The following is a 16,737-nucleotide window of genomic DNA, read 5'->3' as shown; positions in this document are numbered from 1 at the left end:
AGTCGTTGATACGATTAACCATGCAGCCATTCAACCATCCAACCATTAAGACAAATGATATTCAGCCAGCCCCATCATGGTGCGCAGCAACGACCGGAGCTTGGTTTCGACGGCGGCGCGGCGGGTGACGTTGGTGGGCGCGGCCAGGTACTGCTGCCACTCCACTGTCCACTCAAAGTCGGGCAGGCCGGGCAGCAGGGTGTCGTTGAGGTAGGTAAGCTGGTTGGCCGTCAGGGTGATGGGCAGCAGCAGTTGAGCCAGCTCCGCAATCAGCAGGTTGGGGTCGGCAGCGGTAGCGGGCGGCAACGAGAGCACCAGGTCAAGCACGTTGATCTTGATGTTGGCGCCGTTGCGGGTGTAGCCGTTGGTGCTGATAAAGAGGTCGGTGAGCTGATTGCGGCGCGGCAGCGTCACGGCGTTGATCCACATTTCGTAGTACTGCGGCGTTTGCCAGTAAGCGGGCCAACCGGCCACGTTGGGCGGGTCGCCGAGGTACTGCTGCTGCACGTTCGTGACGCTGTTGAGGTAGTCCCACATGCCGTATTGCGCTACCAGGTTGCTGGCGGGTGGAAATACCATCTGCAACTGCCGGCAGGTGCCCACCGTGAAGTCAAGCGGGCTTTTAATCAAGCAGCCCATGTTCACGGCATCATAAAAATGCTCGCTCGACAGTAAGGTCCGCAGCACCGGCGCCACGTTGTAATTGCTGGCAATAAGCTGCTGCGCCAGCGGCTGAATCACCTGCGCCTCGGTGGTCGCATCGATGACGTAGTACACAAACCAGCGGTAGAGCTTGCGGCACAGGAACTTGGCGGTTTCCTGCTGCGCGAAAATCAACGCAATGAGGGCCTTGTACTCCTGGTCGCCGAGGTTGGCGATGGTGGCGTTCTGGAAGGCACCGCTGAATTGCTTGGTGGTGGTATTGTGGCGCGTAGCGGTGTAGTAACCTGCAATAGTGGTTGCATTGTCGCGCCAGCCGCTGAGCACCTTGGCCGCGGCCTGCACGTCGGCCTCGGTGTAATTGGTGTAGTTGCCGGTCCCGATCAGCGGGCCTTTGCCTACCGTGAACAGCTCCAGCAGCTCGCGGCCATAGTTTTCGTTGGGGGACGTGGCAGTGCTTTGGTTGCCGTTGAGGTAGCGCAGCATAGCCGGCGCCACCGTAATATCCTCGGTGAGCTGCCTGATGTTGCCGAGGGCGTGTTGCCGCAGCAGCGTGCAGTACTGGTAGCCGTAGCGGGCATCGTTGATGTCGCCGAGCTCGATCACAAAGTGGTTGTGCCAGAACAGCGTCATTTTCTCCACCAAAGAAGAACTCTGTCCTAGCAGCTGCCCCATCCACCACGCCCGCAACGACGAGCGCCGGGCGCCTTCAAAGGTCTGGTTGAAAGGCTGGGTAATCCAGGTCTGGCCCTGCGGCACGCTCGTATCGGTGGCCGACACAGTAAGCGGGGGCGTGGGGGCGGGAGGCGCCGTGAACAGGCCGTTCAGCACTTGCGTCAGGGTTTGGCTTGCTGCCGTAGTAATCTCTGTGCGAGTGGGGCCGAACAGGCAGCGGCGCAGCAGATGGGCTGCCTGCGTATATCCCCAAGGGCCGGCGTAAGGACCAATGCCAGCCGTAGAGCGCGGCTCGGTGGGCAGCCGGGTATTGGCAAAGCGGCTGATGGTTTCTCCATCGGTGGGCGGATCGTCGGAGCCTATGGCCGGACGTGCCAATACCGCTGTTGCCGGAGCTGTTAAGGTGGCGGCAGGCTTGCTGAGGAAAGCTCTACGGTTCATAGGCAGTTGGGTGAGAAGAATAGGAAAGGACCGCAAAAGGATCAGGAAGTAAAGTATTACTGCTCCTATTAGCAAGCTGTGTTCTAAGGACTTATTAAAATAGTGAAAATTTAATGAGGGATTCTTTATTAGGTTCTACGCAGTTACCGTGGCGCAACGCAATTGGGTATTTCGGCCTTGGTAAGCGCAGAAAATTCACTGCAACAAAAAGCCCCACCGAAAAACGGCAGGGCTTGATTTGCAGAGCAGTGGTTCAGGCGCAATGTCAATTACTGATGCGCTAAGCTTTCACTTATTCGTACACCTTCACTACAAACACGTAGTCTTGGAGCTTGCGAATCTGGTTCGGGCGCGAGCTGCCCGCCAACTGGTTGCCGCGAGGCAGCGAATAGGGGTGCCCGGTACCAGCCGCGGCCAGCGAATCAACCAAGTGCATCAAGTACGACGACTTCGTGGCAAAAGCGGCGCTCTGCACATCCATCTGCCGACCACTAATTACGCCAATCAGGTTGCCGCGCTCATCAAGCAGTGGTCCGCCCGAGTTGCCCGGATTCACCGGAATGCTAATTTGATAGAAAGCAGAATCCCCTTCGAAACCGGAGCGGGCGCTCAGCGAGCCGTCGTTGAAAACCAAATCTTCGCGCGGATAGCCCAGCGTATACACTTTCTCGCCAAGGTCAGCAGTGCCACGCTTAAACGAGTACGGCAAGCGGCCAAAGCCGCGGAAAGACTTGTCCTTGATGCGCAGGATAGCTAAGTCGTGGGCTACGTCAGTAAACACGGGCTCGGCCCGGAAGCGTTGCTGGTCGTGACCTTCAATGAGCAGCGAATCGGCATCCTGAATAACATGATAGCTGGTAACCAGATAGCCGTCGGCCGTAAGGGCGAAACCGGTGCCGCTGAACTTACCTTCCTTGGCTGCTTCGGGTGTATCGCCCTGGCCCTGGATAGCACGGTTCATGGCGCGCTGCGTGCGCTTGATGCGCTCCACCTCGCGGCGCAGCACCGTATAGCCATACAGCGAAGGCTTCTGCGATGCCCGCCACCACTCGATGCCGAGCAGCGTAGTGAACACTGCCATAACCGCTACCGAAGCCGCTACCATCATGGTCGCGCGGTGGCTCTGCCAAAACTCGCGCAGCTTCTGCTCGGTACGCGAAATATGGAGCGTAGGCATGGTGGGATGGCCGGTTTCCAGCACCTCCTCGTTGGCTTCCAGCCGCACGGCCTGCTCGGCATCAATTTCAACCTGAATGGCGCGCAGTTTCTGGCGCGTGCTCAAGCGCTGGTTGTAACCGTTTAGCGTAGTCGTAATGTCCTCGAATTCGGCAAAGCGCTGCGCCAGCACCGGGTCGGCGGCTAGGCGACGCTCCAAATTAAGGCGGGCCGGAGTTTCCAGCTCACCTTGTCGGTATGCGTCAAATAAAGCGTAATAGTCAGCTTCAGTCATCATAGCATTAGCGCGGATGGGTTAGACCCGCAGGTATTTATGTAGGGCTTAGAGGCGAGAACAGTGCCATAAAAGAGTGGCGCGCTATTCTGGTTTCTCACTTCTGCGTTCTTAAGATTCCTATTCCTGGTAGTTCGTGAAAAACAGCTTTTTCAGTCGTACCAGGCACTTGTATTTCTGATTCTTGGCATTGTCGGCGTTGGTGTAGCCGAATTCTGCAGTGAGTTCCTGCATCGACTTATCGAGCAGGTAAAAGCCTTCTAAAAGTGAACGACAAGGCTCGCCAATTAGGTCCAACGCTTCGCCCATTGTTGCAAAACGCCGGTCCCGCTCTTCAGCCTCCACCAAATCTGCTTCCGCACCGGTTTCGAGGTAGGGTTCGTGGTCGTCGAGGGAGCCGCCGAAGCGGGTCTTCTCGGTGAGCCGCTTCAGCCACAGCCGGCGGCACACAGCGTAGAGGTAGGTCTTGATTTGGCAGCTAAGCTCGAGGGAGCCGTCGCGTACTTTTTCGTAGAATACCATAATCCCTTCCTGATACACATCCTTGGCTTCGTCTTCGGTGCCGCTGTTCTGCAGCACGTAGTGCGAAATCATGGGGAGGTGCAGCCGGTAGAGTTGCGCCAGGGCCCGGTCGTCGCCGCAGCGGATAGCCGCCACAAACTCGTCATCGGTGTAAGAATAAGAAGCAGTGGCCTTCGCCATTCACTTTGGTGGTTAATACAATGAAGGAAGTGCGGTAACCCGTTGAGAAAATATTTTTTACTGTCGGGTTACCTTTCTTATTGTCGAGTATAAAGGACGTTTTCCAGACAAAATTTTTCAAACCTACGACCAAATGAACAACCTGCTGAAAGTATCCGCTCTGTTTTTCGCTGTAGCCCTCGCCTCTTGCGAATCGAAGCCTGCTACCACTGAAGCTAGCACCGAATCTACGACTACCACCGAAACTACGGCTCCAGCCATGGCTGGCGATTCTTCAGCAATGGCTGGTGACTCTTCCGCAATGGCTGCTCCAGCTACCACCGAGTCGTCTACCACTACGACTACCGAAGAAAAGAAGTAAGGAACAGCCAGTTAACTGGCTGCTTCGCTTGATAAGTAAGCCCGGATTCGTGAGAGTCCGGGCTTTTCCTTTTAGTATCAAGAGGTAAGTAAGGTGTGGCTGTGCGGTAATGTGTTGATAATCAAGCTGCCGGAATCAATTCAGGCAGTCAGTTCTTGCTCTTTCGCCTTGCTGTGTTGGTAGTTAGGAACATGCTAGCTATCAGAATAAGCAACTACACAGTAGCTAGTTTTCTTACTTAAGGGAAAAAATAATCTAGGACTGTTGTAATATATAATAAATACTATTTAATATTGATTGAATGTTACTTCAGCTAGCCAGCGCTACTTCTGCTTCTATCAGTTTGAAAGCTTCACCCATCCTACCCACTGTCCACACGCCAATCGTTGAAATCGAGAATGGTGAAGCAGCTCCTGCGCACAACTTGCTGATAGTTGAGAACAATGCCGTAATACAGCCTTCAATGGAGGCTGTTACCGAGTTTATGATAGGCGACACCGCCTACGACGACCTCGGAGGACATCCCGGTATTCGCTATTAGATACTCTGTGTCGGCTTGAAAGCAGAAAACGGCCTCTAGAGGCCGTTTTCTGCTTTTATGCTGATGAAGGTGTTTAGGCAGTTGCTCGCCTATCATGCTAAAGGGGTTCAGCAACCTTCCTTCCTCAACAGCTTCGATACTTGATAAGTAAGGCAACTACAGTTTTTCTTCGAGCCATAGAAAGCCTGCTGCCAGCACGAATAGCGCAAAGAACCACTTAACTGGCCAGGGTTCCGTGCGTTGAAGGGCCGGCAAAGGTTCAGCGGCCGAAGTAAGCCACGGAATAGCACTCTGAATTCGGCGCTTTAGTTCGGGGCCCTGCCAGTCGGATGAGGCAAACACATAGAACCAGTGGGTGGGCTGACCCGCTAGCTGAAGCTGGTGCCAACCCGGTGCGGTAGGCCAGTAAGTGGCGGTGCTCCACTCGGGTAAGGCGGGGTCTTGGTGCAGCGGCAGTCGGGCTAGGGGTGCGTTGGTAGTCCCTAGTACAGTAGGCTGCTGCGCCGGAAAAGCACCTGTTAGCCGGAGCGAGAGGGGCAGTTGGGGGCGGGGCCATGGGTCGGCCAGGGTCCAGCGGGCGGTGGGGGCTGCTGGACGAACTGCAGCGCTTAGCAAACGGCTCCAGTAGCTTTCGTAGGTAGCGGGAGCATTTTGCAGCAGCCAAGGGTAAGTTTCGGGTAGAGTGGAAACTACCACATTGCCTAAGCCTACCCGCTGCCCGGCCACCACCACGGCCCCCGAGCCAGCTAGCGTCACCAAGGGCCGAGCGGTACCGCTCAGTGTCAGAGTGCCGGGCGCTATGGCCGTGGCCGCAGGCGCATCGGGCCAGTTTAGGCGCTGTGGCCGGTTGAGGCTACTGTTTTGCAGCACCAGCCGCACCGTTGGCCGGCCGGGTACGGTAGCGGGTAGCGCGGCTGGTTCTGCCAGCACAATTACACCTAGGCCAGCTGTGCGCTGCGCCGCTTGTAGGGCTTGTGCTTCGGCGGCAGGCAGAGTGGGCAGCACGCCGGCTTCCGTCACCAGCACATCGTAGCGGGAGAGCAGGGCAGGGGTGAGGCGGCTTATGTCGGCGGTGGACTGGTTGCGGAACTCGGTTTGCGTGAGGCCCCGGCTGATGCCGGCCCGCCAAGCCACGGCGTGCTGACGGGCCGCCAAGTGGTTTTTCAGAAACTTAAGCTCAAACGAAGGCGTGACGGCCAGCAGCAAAACCCGCAAAGGGCGCGGCGCAACCACTTCCACCGGCACAGGCTCCTTGGCCAGTAGTTGGCGGCCCGGTCCGGCCGAAATAGTTGCCACCAGCCGCCCGGCCGTTTTGGGTACGTAGCGCAGCCGGAAAGGGCCCCGCCCCGCTGGCAGTTGCACCGAGTCGCGGACGGCCCCGGCCACTTGCAGGCGCACCCACGTCGGGCCCGGCCGGCGGGTAGTTGATGCCGCGAAATAGCCCTCCAGCAGCAGCGGCTGCCCTAATTCCAGCGTATGATTCCAATGCGTACTCTGAAAGCCCGTGTAAGGTGGCGGACCGTGGGGCACCAGGCGTACGGGGCCTAGGGCCGGCAGGGCGGCGGCGGGCAGGCCACGGCCAACCAAGTGCAGGCGCCGCAAAGCGGGCATCTGCTCCCGCAGGGTGGTTAAGCTGGCTATGGTGGGCGTATCGGTAGGTTGCCGCGGACCGCCCAACGCGAAACGCCACACGCGGGTATGCGCCCCAAAACGGTTAAGTAAAGCGCGCAACGTATCGGGTTGGTAGCCGTTGGTGAGCAGGATGGCTTCGGCCTGAGGCTCAGCTACAGTACGGTGCGGCGGGTAGGCAGTCAGCCACAGCCCTGCCACCGCCAACCAGCCCGCCAGCAACCGGACTGCGCGCCGCCGGGTGTTGGGCCGGCGCCAAGCCGCCACCGACACTCCCAAGGCTAGCAGCAGGCATCCCGCAAGCAAAGCGTAATAGATGGGCTGATTGAACATTGTAGGTGATTTAGATTGTAGTGCGGCGGCCTGTCATTCCGACACCGGAGGAATCTGATTTAGGCCATTCAATCATCTTATCCAGATTCCTCCGGTGTCGGAATAACAGGCCGCCGTACTACGTCATCGGGAGTTCAGATTTTGGAAGTAGAGTTGACTTAAGCGGCCGCCGCTGCTGGCGCGAACGGGAGTGGCAGGTGGGGCGGGCAGCAGCGCCGTAAGTGCCGACTCGGCAGGAACGAAGCACGTAGCGCAAGCTGTGCGGCTGGCGCGGGCATCGGTGGCAAGCTGACGTAGCGCCCGGACGGCCGCCAGGTAAGCACCAGGGCGCTGCAGCGCCGCTTGCGCCACGGCTTGGCCGGCCCGCTCCAGGGCCACGGCATCGGCGGGCCGGGCCGGCTGACCGGCACGTAAGGCGGCCAGTAAGCGCAGGGCTTCGCGAATCTCTGGCTGCGTAGCGGGGCGGGTGGTTTGTTGCTGCAAGCGGGGCGTAGCAGCCCCGGCCAGGTCACCGGAAAGGCGGGCGGTGGCTTCGGGTAATACCGGCGGCTCGAAGCCCGATTTGCGGACGTAAGCGCGGGTTTGCTGCTGCACCTGCTTGAGTAAGCGCAGGGCCCGGTACTCGTAGGGCCGCGCCTCGGCAGGTTTGGCCAAGCGCAACCGTAATTCGGCTTCCCACATTTGGTTGAGCACCCCCCGTAGCTTGGCTTTCACGGCGGGTTCCAGGAAATCGGCGGTTTCGGCGTCGTCGTGGCGGTGGAGGTAGGGCTCCATTAGCTCGGCGGTATTGGCGGCTGCCTCGCCACCGGGCGGTGTTGCGGGAGCGGCGTGGTCGTGCCCATCGGCGGCGGTGTGGCCGGCCTCAGCGCCTTGCTCGCCGGCGTGGCTGGTGTCGGAACTTACGGGAGGTTGGGGCGCCGTCGAACCGAAGCCGCTTTCCGACTCCTCGCCTAGAAACTTGCCGTAGCGTAGCCGCAGCATCTTTTGGTCGAAGCCAAGGTTGTTGGCTCGCTCAGAGAAGGTGGCGGCGGGCAGGCTGGCGCGCTCGGCCATCAGCTTTTCGGTGTCGATGATGATCTGGCGCTGGCTGCGGAAGTAAGCCGGCACCACATTTACGCTCAACGACATATCGGTGAGGCCGTCTTGCACGGTAGTGTCTTCCCACTGCACCAGGTAGGTGTCGGAGCGGGTCAGGTGGCGAGCATTGTCGCGGGCCCGGACGTAGAAATACACCTCGTCGCCGTAGGTGAGGCCCAAGGCTGGCAGGCGCAGGCTAGTCTTCAATGTAACCTGGCGGGGCTGGCCGCGCAGCTGGCTGCTCAGGTTGACAACGAATTCCTTGAATTTTACGGCCTCGCCCTGGCCTTGCGCTACCGTGGCTACCAACTGCGCCTCGCTGAGGCCATAGTCGTCGCGCAAATCGGCGCGTACCGGCACCACCGGACTCTGGCCGAACTCGATAAGGGTGTAGGGCTTGGGCGTTTGAATTTTCAGGGTAGGAGCTTGGTCGGGCACAACATCCAGGGCATAGTCGTCGGAAGCCTGGCCGGCAAAGCGCAGGCGGTAGAGCGCCGAGGCCGTTACCACCGTTTCGACCACAAACTCGGCAGGCTGGCCAGCTACGTTTTGGAAGGGGAAGCGTTTCGAGCCGAGCTCCAGCACGGGCGCCGCGTTAGCGGTCCGGTTTACCTGCACCGTCCAGCGCACCCGCGAGCCGGCAGGGCAGCTAAAGGAAAGACTGGTAGGAGTGAAGGCCGCCCGCCGGGTGTAAGCCGGTGGCAGCACGAGCAGCTGGGTAGTCAGCAGCCTGGCCGGCACCGGCTGGCCAGGGCGGGTGGGCGTATCGGCGGCCGGAAAATGCACGGGTAGGCCGCTGGTAGTTGCCGAGCGGGCAGGTTGGTGCCACCACATACCAATGGCCAGTATCAGCAGCAAAACGGTAGTAGCCAGTATGGTTGGCCGCCACGAGAAGGGCAGCAGAGAAGGCGCTGCCGCTTGAAGTGCTGCCAGCCGGGTGGCAATGCGCTGCAACTGCAACTCTTCCAGCAGATTCAAGGGCGCGTGGCGTTCATCGCGCAGTAACAAGCCCGTGCTGTCTTCTAACTCAGGATAGAGCCGGTCGAGGCGCCGGGCCAGTGCCGCCAGCCGCGGTTGCCGCTGCCGATACAGCCACAGGCCCGCGCCGAGCAGCAATAGCGCCAGCCCGCCGCTGAAAAGTAAAGGAGCCGCAGCCGTGTGTCGAGTCCAGGCACCAAGCGCCAACACGGCCGCGGCCAACGGTAGCAACCGTGCTATAGTGCGCCGGTTGGTTTCGCGCCGGCTGATGGCAAGCAGCAGCTCCCGGCCCGGAGCAGAAGAAGTGGCAACAACACTCATAGAGACGAAGTGGAAGTAAGCGAAGTGCGCCGGGCCGCCAACCAACGTTCTATGGCAAACAGCACTAGCGCCGCCAGCACCAGCCATGGCCGCAAAGCCGTGCTGGCCACTACCTGACGCGCCGTGAGTGGGGCATCAGAGCCAGAGGGCTGTTGCGCAGCAGTAGAAGAGGTGGTTTGGGATACCAGGGAAGTTGAGGCCGAGAGCTGGCGGGCGTCTAGCTGACGTAAATCGATGGCCGTTGCGGGCGCCTCGGACTGAGTGGCGCGCAGAAGCTGTAGAAACAATTCGGGCAGCGCCGGGCTGTCGGGGAGGCCGCTCCAGGTGGGTTGTAGCCGGGTTGCCAACTGATAGCTGCCTCCCGTGCCACTAGCCTGGTGGGTGAGCACCGGCCGACCGGTGCCGTCTTGCCATAACACCAGCACTGAGGTCTTGGCAGCCTGCGTTGCGGTGGTGTCGAGGCGGCTGATAGCTACGGGAGGCGCTGTAGCCAAGCCAGTCAGGTCTAATTCAGCTTCAACGCTTGCACCTGCCCTGGCTTCTTGCCACAGCTGCGCGCCGCGCTGCGCTTGCTGCTGCCAGGAAGCCGGGGCGGGCTTGTCGCTCAGCCAAAAAAGCCAATTGGGGGCGGCTTTTGCAAAATCAGTGGTAGGCGAACCAGTAGTTAGGTCGAGGCGCTGCGGCAGGCCGATAGCCGCGGCCTGCAAGGCCGCCCGCGCATAGCGCGCCGATTCAATGTGAGCGGCATCGGCGTAAATCACTACCCGCAACGGATCGGCCGCTACAGTCACAGCCGGTCGGCCGGGCAACTCGATGGTGGCGGGAAGGGCAGCTTGCGCGGGCTGATAGTGAAGCTCGGGCAGACCAGCTACTGATAACGGTGCAGCCCCGCGCGGCAACGCCAGCTGCACCACGCGAAACGTAGTAGCATCCTCGCCACTCCGGCCTACTTGTAGGCGGAGAGTACCGGCCTTGGGTACTGCTGCACCGGCCAGCCATACCGCCGAGTCGGGGAGGGGTACCGTTTGCCACGTGAGCCGGGCCGGCAGAACGGGCCGCGGGCCGCTGAAGTGCTGGCGCGCCGCGCCCGATACGATGCGCAGTGGCTGGTCGGGAAACGAGTCAGCGGCTTGCTGAGCCCGCGCCCAATAATCATCGGGTACAAGGGCGGTTGGCGAAACGACGGGTGCCCCCGCCGCTAAGGCCGTAGCGCCGGGCGCCAGGGAAAGCTTGGCCAATGAGTCGGGGTTCGTCCAGGCTTGCGCGGAAACTGCCCGGAAACCAGGCGCAAAAAGCTGCAACGCAAAGCCGCGGCGGCGCAACGAGTCTATGCCAGGGCGCAAAGCCGGCAGCACGTCGGGGCGTAGCAGGTCGGGCGAGAGTAACACGTGACCGCGCACCAGCGGCTGCGGCAAGCTGCGTTGCCAAAGGGGCTGCGCCACAGCCAGCGCCAGCAGTGCCAGCAACGCTACGCGTAGCAGCAACAGCCCTACCTGCTCGAGGCGCAGGTTGCGTAGCCGCCGATTGGCTGCGGCCGCCAGCCACCGCACGCTGCCCACCTGCACCGTCTGCCCTGGCCGTCGGTTCCAGAGGTGAATGGCAATAGGTACTACCAAGCCCAACAAGGCCAGCAGCCCGGCCATAACGTCTTGGAGGCTATAGGAAGTAAACAAAGACAAAACAGGTTGGTGAAAAACGAGGTGAATTGGTGGAGGTAATGGAAGGAACGAGTGGGTTATTTGTTTGCTAGAATGTCATGCTGAGCGGAGGCGTTAGCCGAAGTCGAAGCATCTCGCTCGAATCGTTGCAATGGTAAAAGGGTTTACCACCCTAGCGAGATGCTTCGACTTCGGCTAGCGCCTCCGCTCAGCATGACAATACTTTGGCAACATCAGCACGTTCTATGCCCCGTGGCCTCAGCATGACGAATTAACTGGACAAACACCATGGTGCTTACTGGTTCAGTGATGGTTAGGACAACAGCATTCTTCGGCGCATGAATTCGCGCATGGCGTGGTCTAGAGGAGCGGACGTGTTGAGTTGATGATAATCGAAGCCGTGGCGGCGGGCTTGTTGGGCGGTGGCTTGCAGCCACTCCTGGAGCTGCTGCTGCCAGGTGGCGCGTTGCTGGTCGGCGTCGAGTTGGAGGCGCTGGCCGGTTTCCAGGTCCTCGAACGTGACGGCTCCGCGGAACGTGAATTCCAGCTCGTTGCGGGCCAGCAGATGCAGCAGCAGCACCTCGCCGGAAGTGGTGCGCAGGCGCTTCAGCAGGCTTTCAATTTCCGATTCTTCCTCGTACAAATCACTTACGCACACCGTAAGCGCGCGTTGGCGCCGGGCCGTAAGCGGGGCCAGCGTGCCAGCATCGGGGAAGGTGCCCGTGGCTTCAGTGGTTTCGAGGGCATGATAGAGGCGGGTCAGCTGGCGAGCATCGGCGCGGGGCGGCAGGTGGTATAAGCCTCCCGGAAGCAGCACGGTCAAGCCTACGGCGTCGCCTTGCTGCGTGGCCAGGTAAGCCAAGGCCGCCAGCAGCAGACGGGCATAATCGAGTTTGCGCAAGCCGTTGTCGTCGCGGTGGTTCATGCTGGCGGTGGCATCGAGCAGCAGATGCACCGTCAGGCTGGTATCCACCTCCGATTCGCGCAGGTAATACCGGTCCGAGCGGGCGGCCAAACGCCAGTCGAGGCGGCGCAGGTCGTCGCCGGGCTGGTAGGGGCGGTATTGGCTGAACTCCATGCCCGCGCCGTGCCGTCGGCTTTGATGCTGGCCGTGCAAGAAGCCTTCCGCCGCCTGCTTGGCAGCCAGCGGCAAGTTGCGCAAAGCATAAAGGAGTTCGGGCGTCAGCATGGGTTCGTTTTTCGTTGTTGGTTTTTCGTTTTTCGCTAAAATTTATAGGTTGTCATTTCTCATTTGGCAAAAAACGAAAACCAACAACGAAAAACTAAACCGTAACCGCCTTCAGCAACTCCCGCACGGCATCATCGGCGGTTAGGTTTTCAGCTTCGGCGTTGAAGTTGAGCAGCACGCGGTGACGCAGTACGGCGGGCGCCAGGGCCCGAATGTCTTCCAGGGTGGCGGCGAAGCGGCCTTGCAGCAGGGCGCGGGCTTTGGCGCACAAAATCAGGGCCTGTCCGGCGCGCGGGCCGGCGCCCCAGCGGCCGTAGTCCCGAATGAATTTCACCTCCGACGTAGCCGGGCGAGTGGCCCGCACCAGCCGGTTGACGAAGCCTAACAACTCGTTGCTCAAGCTTACTTGCCGGACCAATTGCTGCAATTGCCGGACGTCGGCGCCGCCGAGCACGGGGCGCACTTCGGGACGGGCGGTGCCGGTGGTGCCGCTGAGCACCGCCAGTTCCTCTTGCTCGGTGGGGTAGCCGATGCGGATGTAAAGCAGAAACCGGTCGAGCTGCGCTTCGGGCAGCGGATACGTGCCCGACTGCTCGATAGGGTTTTGGGTGGCCAGCAGAAAGAATGGCTTGGGCAGGGCGTGCTCCTGGCCGGCGTACGTTACGTGGCCTTCCTGCATGGCTTCGAGCAAGGCCGCCTGCGTTTTGGGCGGCGTCCGGTTGATTTCATCGGCCAGGACGAGGCTGGCGAAGATAGGGCCTTCGTTGAACTTGAACGAGCGGTGGCCGGTGCCGTGGTCTTCTTCCAGAATTTCGGTGCCCAGAATGTCGGTGGGCATCAGGTCGGGGGTGAACTGGATGCGGCGGAAAGACAGGTCGGTGGCGGAGGCCAGGGTACGCACGAGCAGGGTTTTGGCCAAGCCCGGCACCCCTTCGAGCAGGGCGTGGCCCCCGGCCAGGAGGGCAACCAGCACCTCATCCAGCACCGCGTGCTGCCCGACAATTACTTTGGCAATTTCTTCGCGTAAGGGTGGCAGCTTGGCCAGGAGGCGGTTTACGTCTTGTTCGGTCACGCAGTGGAGTTGGAAAGCGAATACGGTGGTAAAGTCTGGTTTAAAGGGATAAAGCTGCTTCCAGTTGCTATTTTTTGCAACAGTAGCCTTTTCGCTTGCCCCTAGTTACTCCTAAAGTGGAGTGAAAACGGCTAGGCGCCCTAAACCGAAGGCCATGATACGCAACAACATTGGTAACTAATGCTACGCAGTGTACATCAATTGGTAAGTGCTATGCCGTGCTAGTGTGGGCCGGCTTCATAAGCAATACCCGATTTGGTAATCTAGGCTTAATCAGGAAGTGATGTTGCAATCCAATTTTTGCGCTGAACTATCCTACTCAGCCATGAGAAACATACTTCTACTCCTTTCTGCTGCCTGCCTGCTCGCCACCACGGCCTGCCAGGACGACGACAGCACCGTGTTGTACAACACCCTCAACGGCCGCCCCCCGTTGGTGGTGGCGCACCGGGGCGCCTCCGGCTTTCTGCCCGAGCACACCTTGGAAGCCTACCAGCTGGCCATCGACCAAGGGGCCGATTTCATCGAACAGGACTTAGTGCTCACGAAAGACTCGGTGCTAATCTGTCGGCACGAGCCCTTCTTGTCGGGCACCACCAACGTGGCCGATTTACCGCAGTTCGCGAGCCGCAAAACCACCAAAATGCTGGATGGGGTGGCCGTCAACGATTGGTTTGCCAGCGACTTTACCTTGGCCGAAATCAAAACTATACGTGCCAAGCAGGCCATGGCCGACCGCCCTCAGCAATACAACGGCCTGTACCGCATCCCCACCTTCGAGGAAGTGATCAACCTGGTGAAAGCCCAGACGTTGGCGAAGCGCCGGATCATCGGTATCTACCCCGAAACCAAGCACCCCACCTTCCACCAAAGCCTAGGGCTGCAACTAACCGACAAGCTGATGCAGGCCCTTACGGCCGCGGGCTGGAACAACCGCGCGGCGCCCGTCTTCGTGCAGTCATTTGAAGTCAGTAACCTCCGCTCCATCCGCAGCCAGTACCGCTCAACCGTGAAGCTGGTGCAGCTCCTCGACGCGGAAGACGTGGATGCCAACGGCAACCTGATTATGCGGGCTCCCTACGCGCAGCCCTACGATTTTGTGGTGGCGGGCGACCCACGCACCTTCCTAGATCTTTCCACCAACGTGGGCCTGGATTTCATCAGAACCTATGCCGATGGCATCGGGCCCTGGAAGCCCTATATCCAGCCGTACCGCTCGACCGACATGAGCTTACTGCCCGCCACTAACCTTGTTGCGCGGGCGCACTCCCGCGGGCTGCTGGTTCATGCCTACACCTTCCGCAACGAGCCGCGCTACCTGCTGCCCGCCTACGGCAACAACCCCATCAACGAGTACAAGAACTTCTACAACCTCGGCCTCGACGGGGTGTTCACCGATTTCACGCCCACCGCCCGCGACGCCAAGAACTTTATCCTGGTGAAGACGCCCGCTACCGCGAAATAAGCTTAGGCCAGCGTCTGCAAGCACTAGAACGTCATGCTGAGGCGCAGCCGAAGCATGATGTCCTTTTAAGGGCAAGAAGGGCTTCCAGGCGCAGTATATTTGGTTTTTCTAGAAGACCGTCCTGCCGAGGCGCCTCGGCAGGACGGTCTTTGTTGTTATCTCATTCCCGTAGCCTAACTCACGGCTTTTAGCTCGGGCATAGTTTCCAGCAGCCAGTTATAGAGCTTTTCCGCGTCTTCTTTCTTGAACAGCTCGGTGCCGGGGTTCATCGTAGCGGCCGTACCGCAGGCAACGCCCATGCGCACCACTTCCCGTATCGACTTGCCATCGGTGAGGGCGCAAAGCATCCCGGCCACCATACTGTCGCCGGCGCCTACGGTGCTGCGTTTTCTGACGGCGGGTGCGGGAACGTGGTCCACTAATTCGTCGGTGACGATGCAAGCGCCTTGCGGACCTAGCGACACTACTACAATCTGGCATTTGCCTTCCCTAATGAGGGCTTTGGCGGCTTCCCCCACGGCCCGGCTGTCGAGCTCGTCTACCCCGGCCATGCGGCTTAGCTCTCCCACATTCGGCTTGATCAGAAAAACCCCTTCCTCCAGCACCCGCTCCAACGCTGGCCCCGAGGTATCGACCACTACTTTGGTGCCGGCGGCGTGGGCCTGGCGCACTACTTCGGTCAAAAAATCGGGCTCGATGCCGGGCGGGAGGCTGCCGCTTATCACCAAGTAGTCGGGGGCCGGGTTGAGGGCTTGCAGCGTTTCCAGTATTACGTGTTGCTCGTCGGTGGAAATCTCGCGGCCCGGCATGCCAAACCGATACTGCTGGTTGGTGGAGCTGTCAACGACAATGAAATTTTCGCGGGTCCAGTTGATGGTGGTAATAGGCTGCTGCGCAATTCCTTCCTGCGTGAGCAAGTGTTGGAGCAAAGTTCCGGCCGGGCCGCTCGATGGGAATACCGCCAGCGAGTCGGTGCCGAGGCGCTTCAACGCCCGCGACACGTTGATGCCGCCGCCGCCCGGCTCGAATTTGGGCGCGGCGCAGCGGAGTTTATGCTCGGGCACAATCTTGTCTACCGAAGTGCTTTTGTCTACCGTCGGGTTCAGGGTAAGCGTGACAATCTGAGTCATATTTGGAAAGCGAAAACGCTAAGGTATAAGGCGCTACAAAACGCGGTTGCTAACTCTTTGTACTTGCCCGACGGAGCTAGGTTGCAAAACGCAGCGAATTAGCCAACCACTGCCGGGCACCGTTAAATGCCGGCCGTTGAGTTAGTTATTTAATGAACTCGACCATAACCCCGGGCCCCCGGCGCTGCGTAGGTGCCAGGTACATGACCATCTTGAAACCAAGTACGCGGCGCCTTCTGGTGCTACTAACCAGCTGGCTGCTGTGCTGGCTGACACTGCCCGCCGAGGCGTGCCGCGTGTGCCGTCCCCGCGTGCAAGCTGTCATCCACGCCCCCGACTACGGTTATAATCTGTTGCTGATCCTGCTGCCCGTGGCCTTGCTGGTATTGCTAGGCGTAGGACTGTTTTTTGCCGATTCGCTAACCCGCCGTTTCACTTCTCCACCCCTGCATGACTAATCAGCTCCACCGTTCCCCGTTAATTTCTGCCGGCGTGTTAATGGGAGCTGGCCTCGGTGGCTTCGTGGATGGCATTGTGCTGCACCAGATTTTGCAGTGGCACAACATGCTTTCCAACCAGCTACCACCCGATACGCTGGTGGCCGCCAAAGTGAATATGTATTGGGACGGGGTGTTTCACGCGGCCGTGTGGATTATGACGGCCCTTGGCCTCCGTATGCTTTGGGCGGCGGGCAGCCGGCGCGACGTGCCGTGGTCGGGCCGGACGTTTATGGGGGCATTGCTATTCGGTTGGGGGCTTTTTAACGTCGTCGAAGGCATCATCGACCACCAGTTGCTCGGGCTGCACCACGTACAGGAATACACCGCCAACAAGCTGCCTTGGGACCTGGCCTTCCTTGGCTTCGGCGTGCTGTTGCTGCTCACCGGCTGGTCGCTGATCAAGGCCGGCCGCCACGATACCGCCAGCCGCAGCGTTGCCGGGGAGTACCGGTAAAGGTTTACTCCAGCCGCTTGTTGTTGCGACATTCCGCGCCTCAAGCGGCGAGAGGAATCTGAGTTAAGTCGTTCAACAGGCTGACTCAGATTCCTCCTGAG

At 59.9% G+C, this 16,737-nt stretch carries 14 protein-coding genes; 5 read left to right on the top strand and 9 right to left on the bottom strand.

The features are described from left to right. Positions 1 to 45 precede the first annotated feature (45 nt). From VF639_RS09300 to VF639_RS09290, 3 genes are all read right to left on the bottom strand, one after another. The gene (locus VF639_RS09300) at positions 46 to 1,776 is read right to left on the bottom strand and encodes a DUF1800 domain-containing protein (RefSeq protein ID WP_331145621.1); all 1,731 of its coding nucleotides are present in this window, start codon (positions 1,774 to 1,776) and stop codon (positions 46 to 48) included. A gap of 292 nt (positions 1,777 to 2,068) precedes the next feature. Then, positions 2,069 to 3,229 (bottom strand): serine protease, encoded by a 1,161-nt coding sequence (locus VF639_RS09295; RefSeq protein WP_331145620.1) that lies wholly within the window; start codon positions 3,227 to 3,229, stop codon positions 2,069 to 2,071. 117 nt (positions 3,230 to 3,346) lie between these two features. Beyond that, positions 3,347 to 3,928, bottom strand: a complete 582-nt coding sequence (locus VF639_RS09290) for an RNA polymerase sigma factor (protein ID WP_331145619.1) — start codon at positions 3,926 to 3,928, stop codon at positions 3,347 to 3,349. 133 nt (positions 3,929 to 4,061) lie between these two features. Here VF639_RS09290 and VF639_RS09285 point away from each other — a divergent pair, with 133 nt between their 5' ends. Together VF639_RS09285 and VF639_RS09280 are read left to right on the top strand one after the other, a co-directional pair. Next, positions 4,062 to 4,289: a hypothetical protein gene (locus VF639_RS09285; RefSeq protein WP_331145618.1), complete on the top strand. Its 228-nt coding sequence runs from the start codon at positions 4,062 to 4,064 to the stop codon at positions 4,287 to 4,289. Positions 4,290 to 4,590: 301 nt separating this feature from the next. Continuing rightward, a complete protein-coding gene (locus VF639_RS09280; RefSeq protein WP_331145617.1) occupies positions 4,591 to 4,830 on the top strand; it encodes a hypothetical protein in 240 nt (79 codons plus the stop codon). 156 nt (positions 4,831 to 4,986) lie between these two features. On the opposite strand, the gene VF639_RS09275 is transcribed toward VF639_RS09280, so the two are convergent. The 5 genes from VF639_RS09275 to VF639_RS09255 form a co-directional block, all read right to left on the bottom strand. After that, on the bottom strand, positions 4,987 to 6,792 hold the full coding sequence (locus VF639_RS09275) for a hypothetical protein (RefSeq protein WP_331145616.1): 1,806 nt from the start codon (positions 6,790 to 6,792) through the stop codon (positions 4,987 to 4,989). 123 nt (positions 6,793 to 6,915) lie between these two features. After that, entirely contained in the window at positions 6,916 to 9,168 is a 2,253-nt protein-coding gene (locus VF639_RS09270) for a hypothetical protein (RefSeq protein ID WP_331145615.1), read from the bottom strand. Continuing rightward, a complete protein-coding gene (locus VF639_RS09265) occupies positions 9,165 to 10,841 on the bottom strand; it encodes a BatA domain-containing protein (protein ID WP_331145614.1) in 1,677 nt (558 codons plus the stop codon). Before VF639_RS09265 ends, VF639_RS09270 begins: the two co-directional genes overlap by 4 nt. A gap of 298 nt (positions 10,842 to 11,139) precedes the next feature. Beyond that, on the bottom strand, positions 11,140 to 12,015 hold the full coding sequence (locus tag VF639_RS09260) for a DUF58 domain-containing protein (RefSeq protein WP_331145613.1): 876 nt from the start codon (positions 12,013 to 12,015) through the stop codon (positions 11,140 to 11,142). Positions 12,016 to 12,109: 94 nt separating this feature from the next. Beyond that, positions 12,110 to 13,087, bottom strand: a complete 978-nt coding sequence (locus VF639_RS09255; protein ID WP_331145612.1) for an AAA family ATPase — start codon at positions 13,085 to 13,087, stop codon at positions 12,110 to 12,112. Between the two features lie 325 nt (positions 13,088 to 13,412). On the opposite strand from VF639_RS09255, the gene VF639_RS09250 reads away from it, so the two are divergent. Beyond that, entirely contained in the window at positions 13,413 to 14,552 is a 1,140-nt protein-coding gene (locus tag VF639_RS09250) for a glycerophosphodiester phosphodiesterase (RefSeq protein ID WP_331145611.1), read from the top strand. A gap of 173 nt (positions 14,553 to 14,725) precedes the next feature. On the opposite strand, the gene VF639_RS09245 is transcribed toward VF639_RS09250, so the two are convergent. Next, the gene (locus tag VF639_RS09245) at positions 14,726 to 15,682 is read right to left on the bottom strand and encodes a 1-phosphofructokinase family hexose kinase (RefSeq protein ID WP_331145610.1); all 957 of its coding nucleotides are present in this window, start codon (positions 15,680 to 15,682) and stop codon (positions 14,726 to 14,728) included. A gap of 203 nt (positions 15,683 to 15,885) precedes the next feature. Between VF639_RS09245 and VF639_RS09240 the strand changes: the two genes are divergently transcribed. Next, complete coding sequence (locus VF639_RS09240; protein WP_331145609.1) at positions 15,886 to 16,140, top strand: hypothetical protein; 255 nt, start codon at positions 15,886 to 15,888, stop codon at positions 16,138 to 16,140. Continuing rightward, on the top strand, positions 16,133 to 16,636 hold the full coding sequence (locus tag VF639_RS09235) for a DUF2243 domain-containing protein (RefSeq protein WP_331145608.1): 504 nt from the start codon (positions 16,133 to 16,135) through the stop codon (positions 16,634 to 16,636). The genes VF639_RS09240 and VF639_RS09235 overlap by 8 nt, the downstream gene beginning before the upstream one ends. Positions 16,637 to 16,737 lie beyond the last annotated feature (101 nt).

Source organism: Hymenobacter sp., assembly GCF_036387835.1.
Taxonomy (GTDB): Bacteria; Bacteroidota; Bacteroidia; order Cytophagales; family Hymenobacteraceae; genus Hymenobacter.
This window is presented reverse-complemented; position numbering and strand designations above follow the sequence as displayed.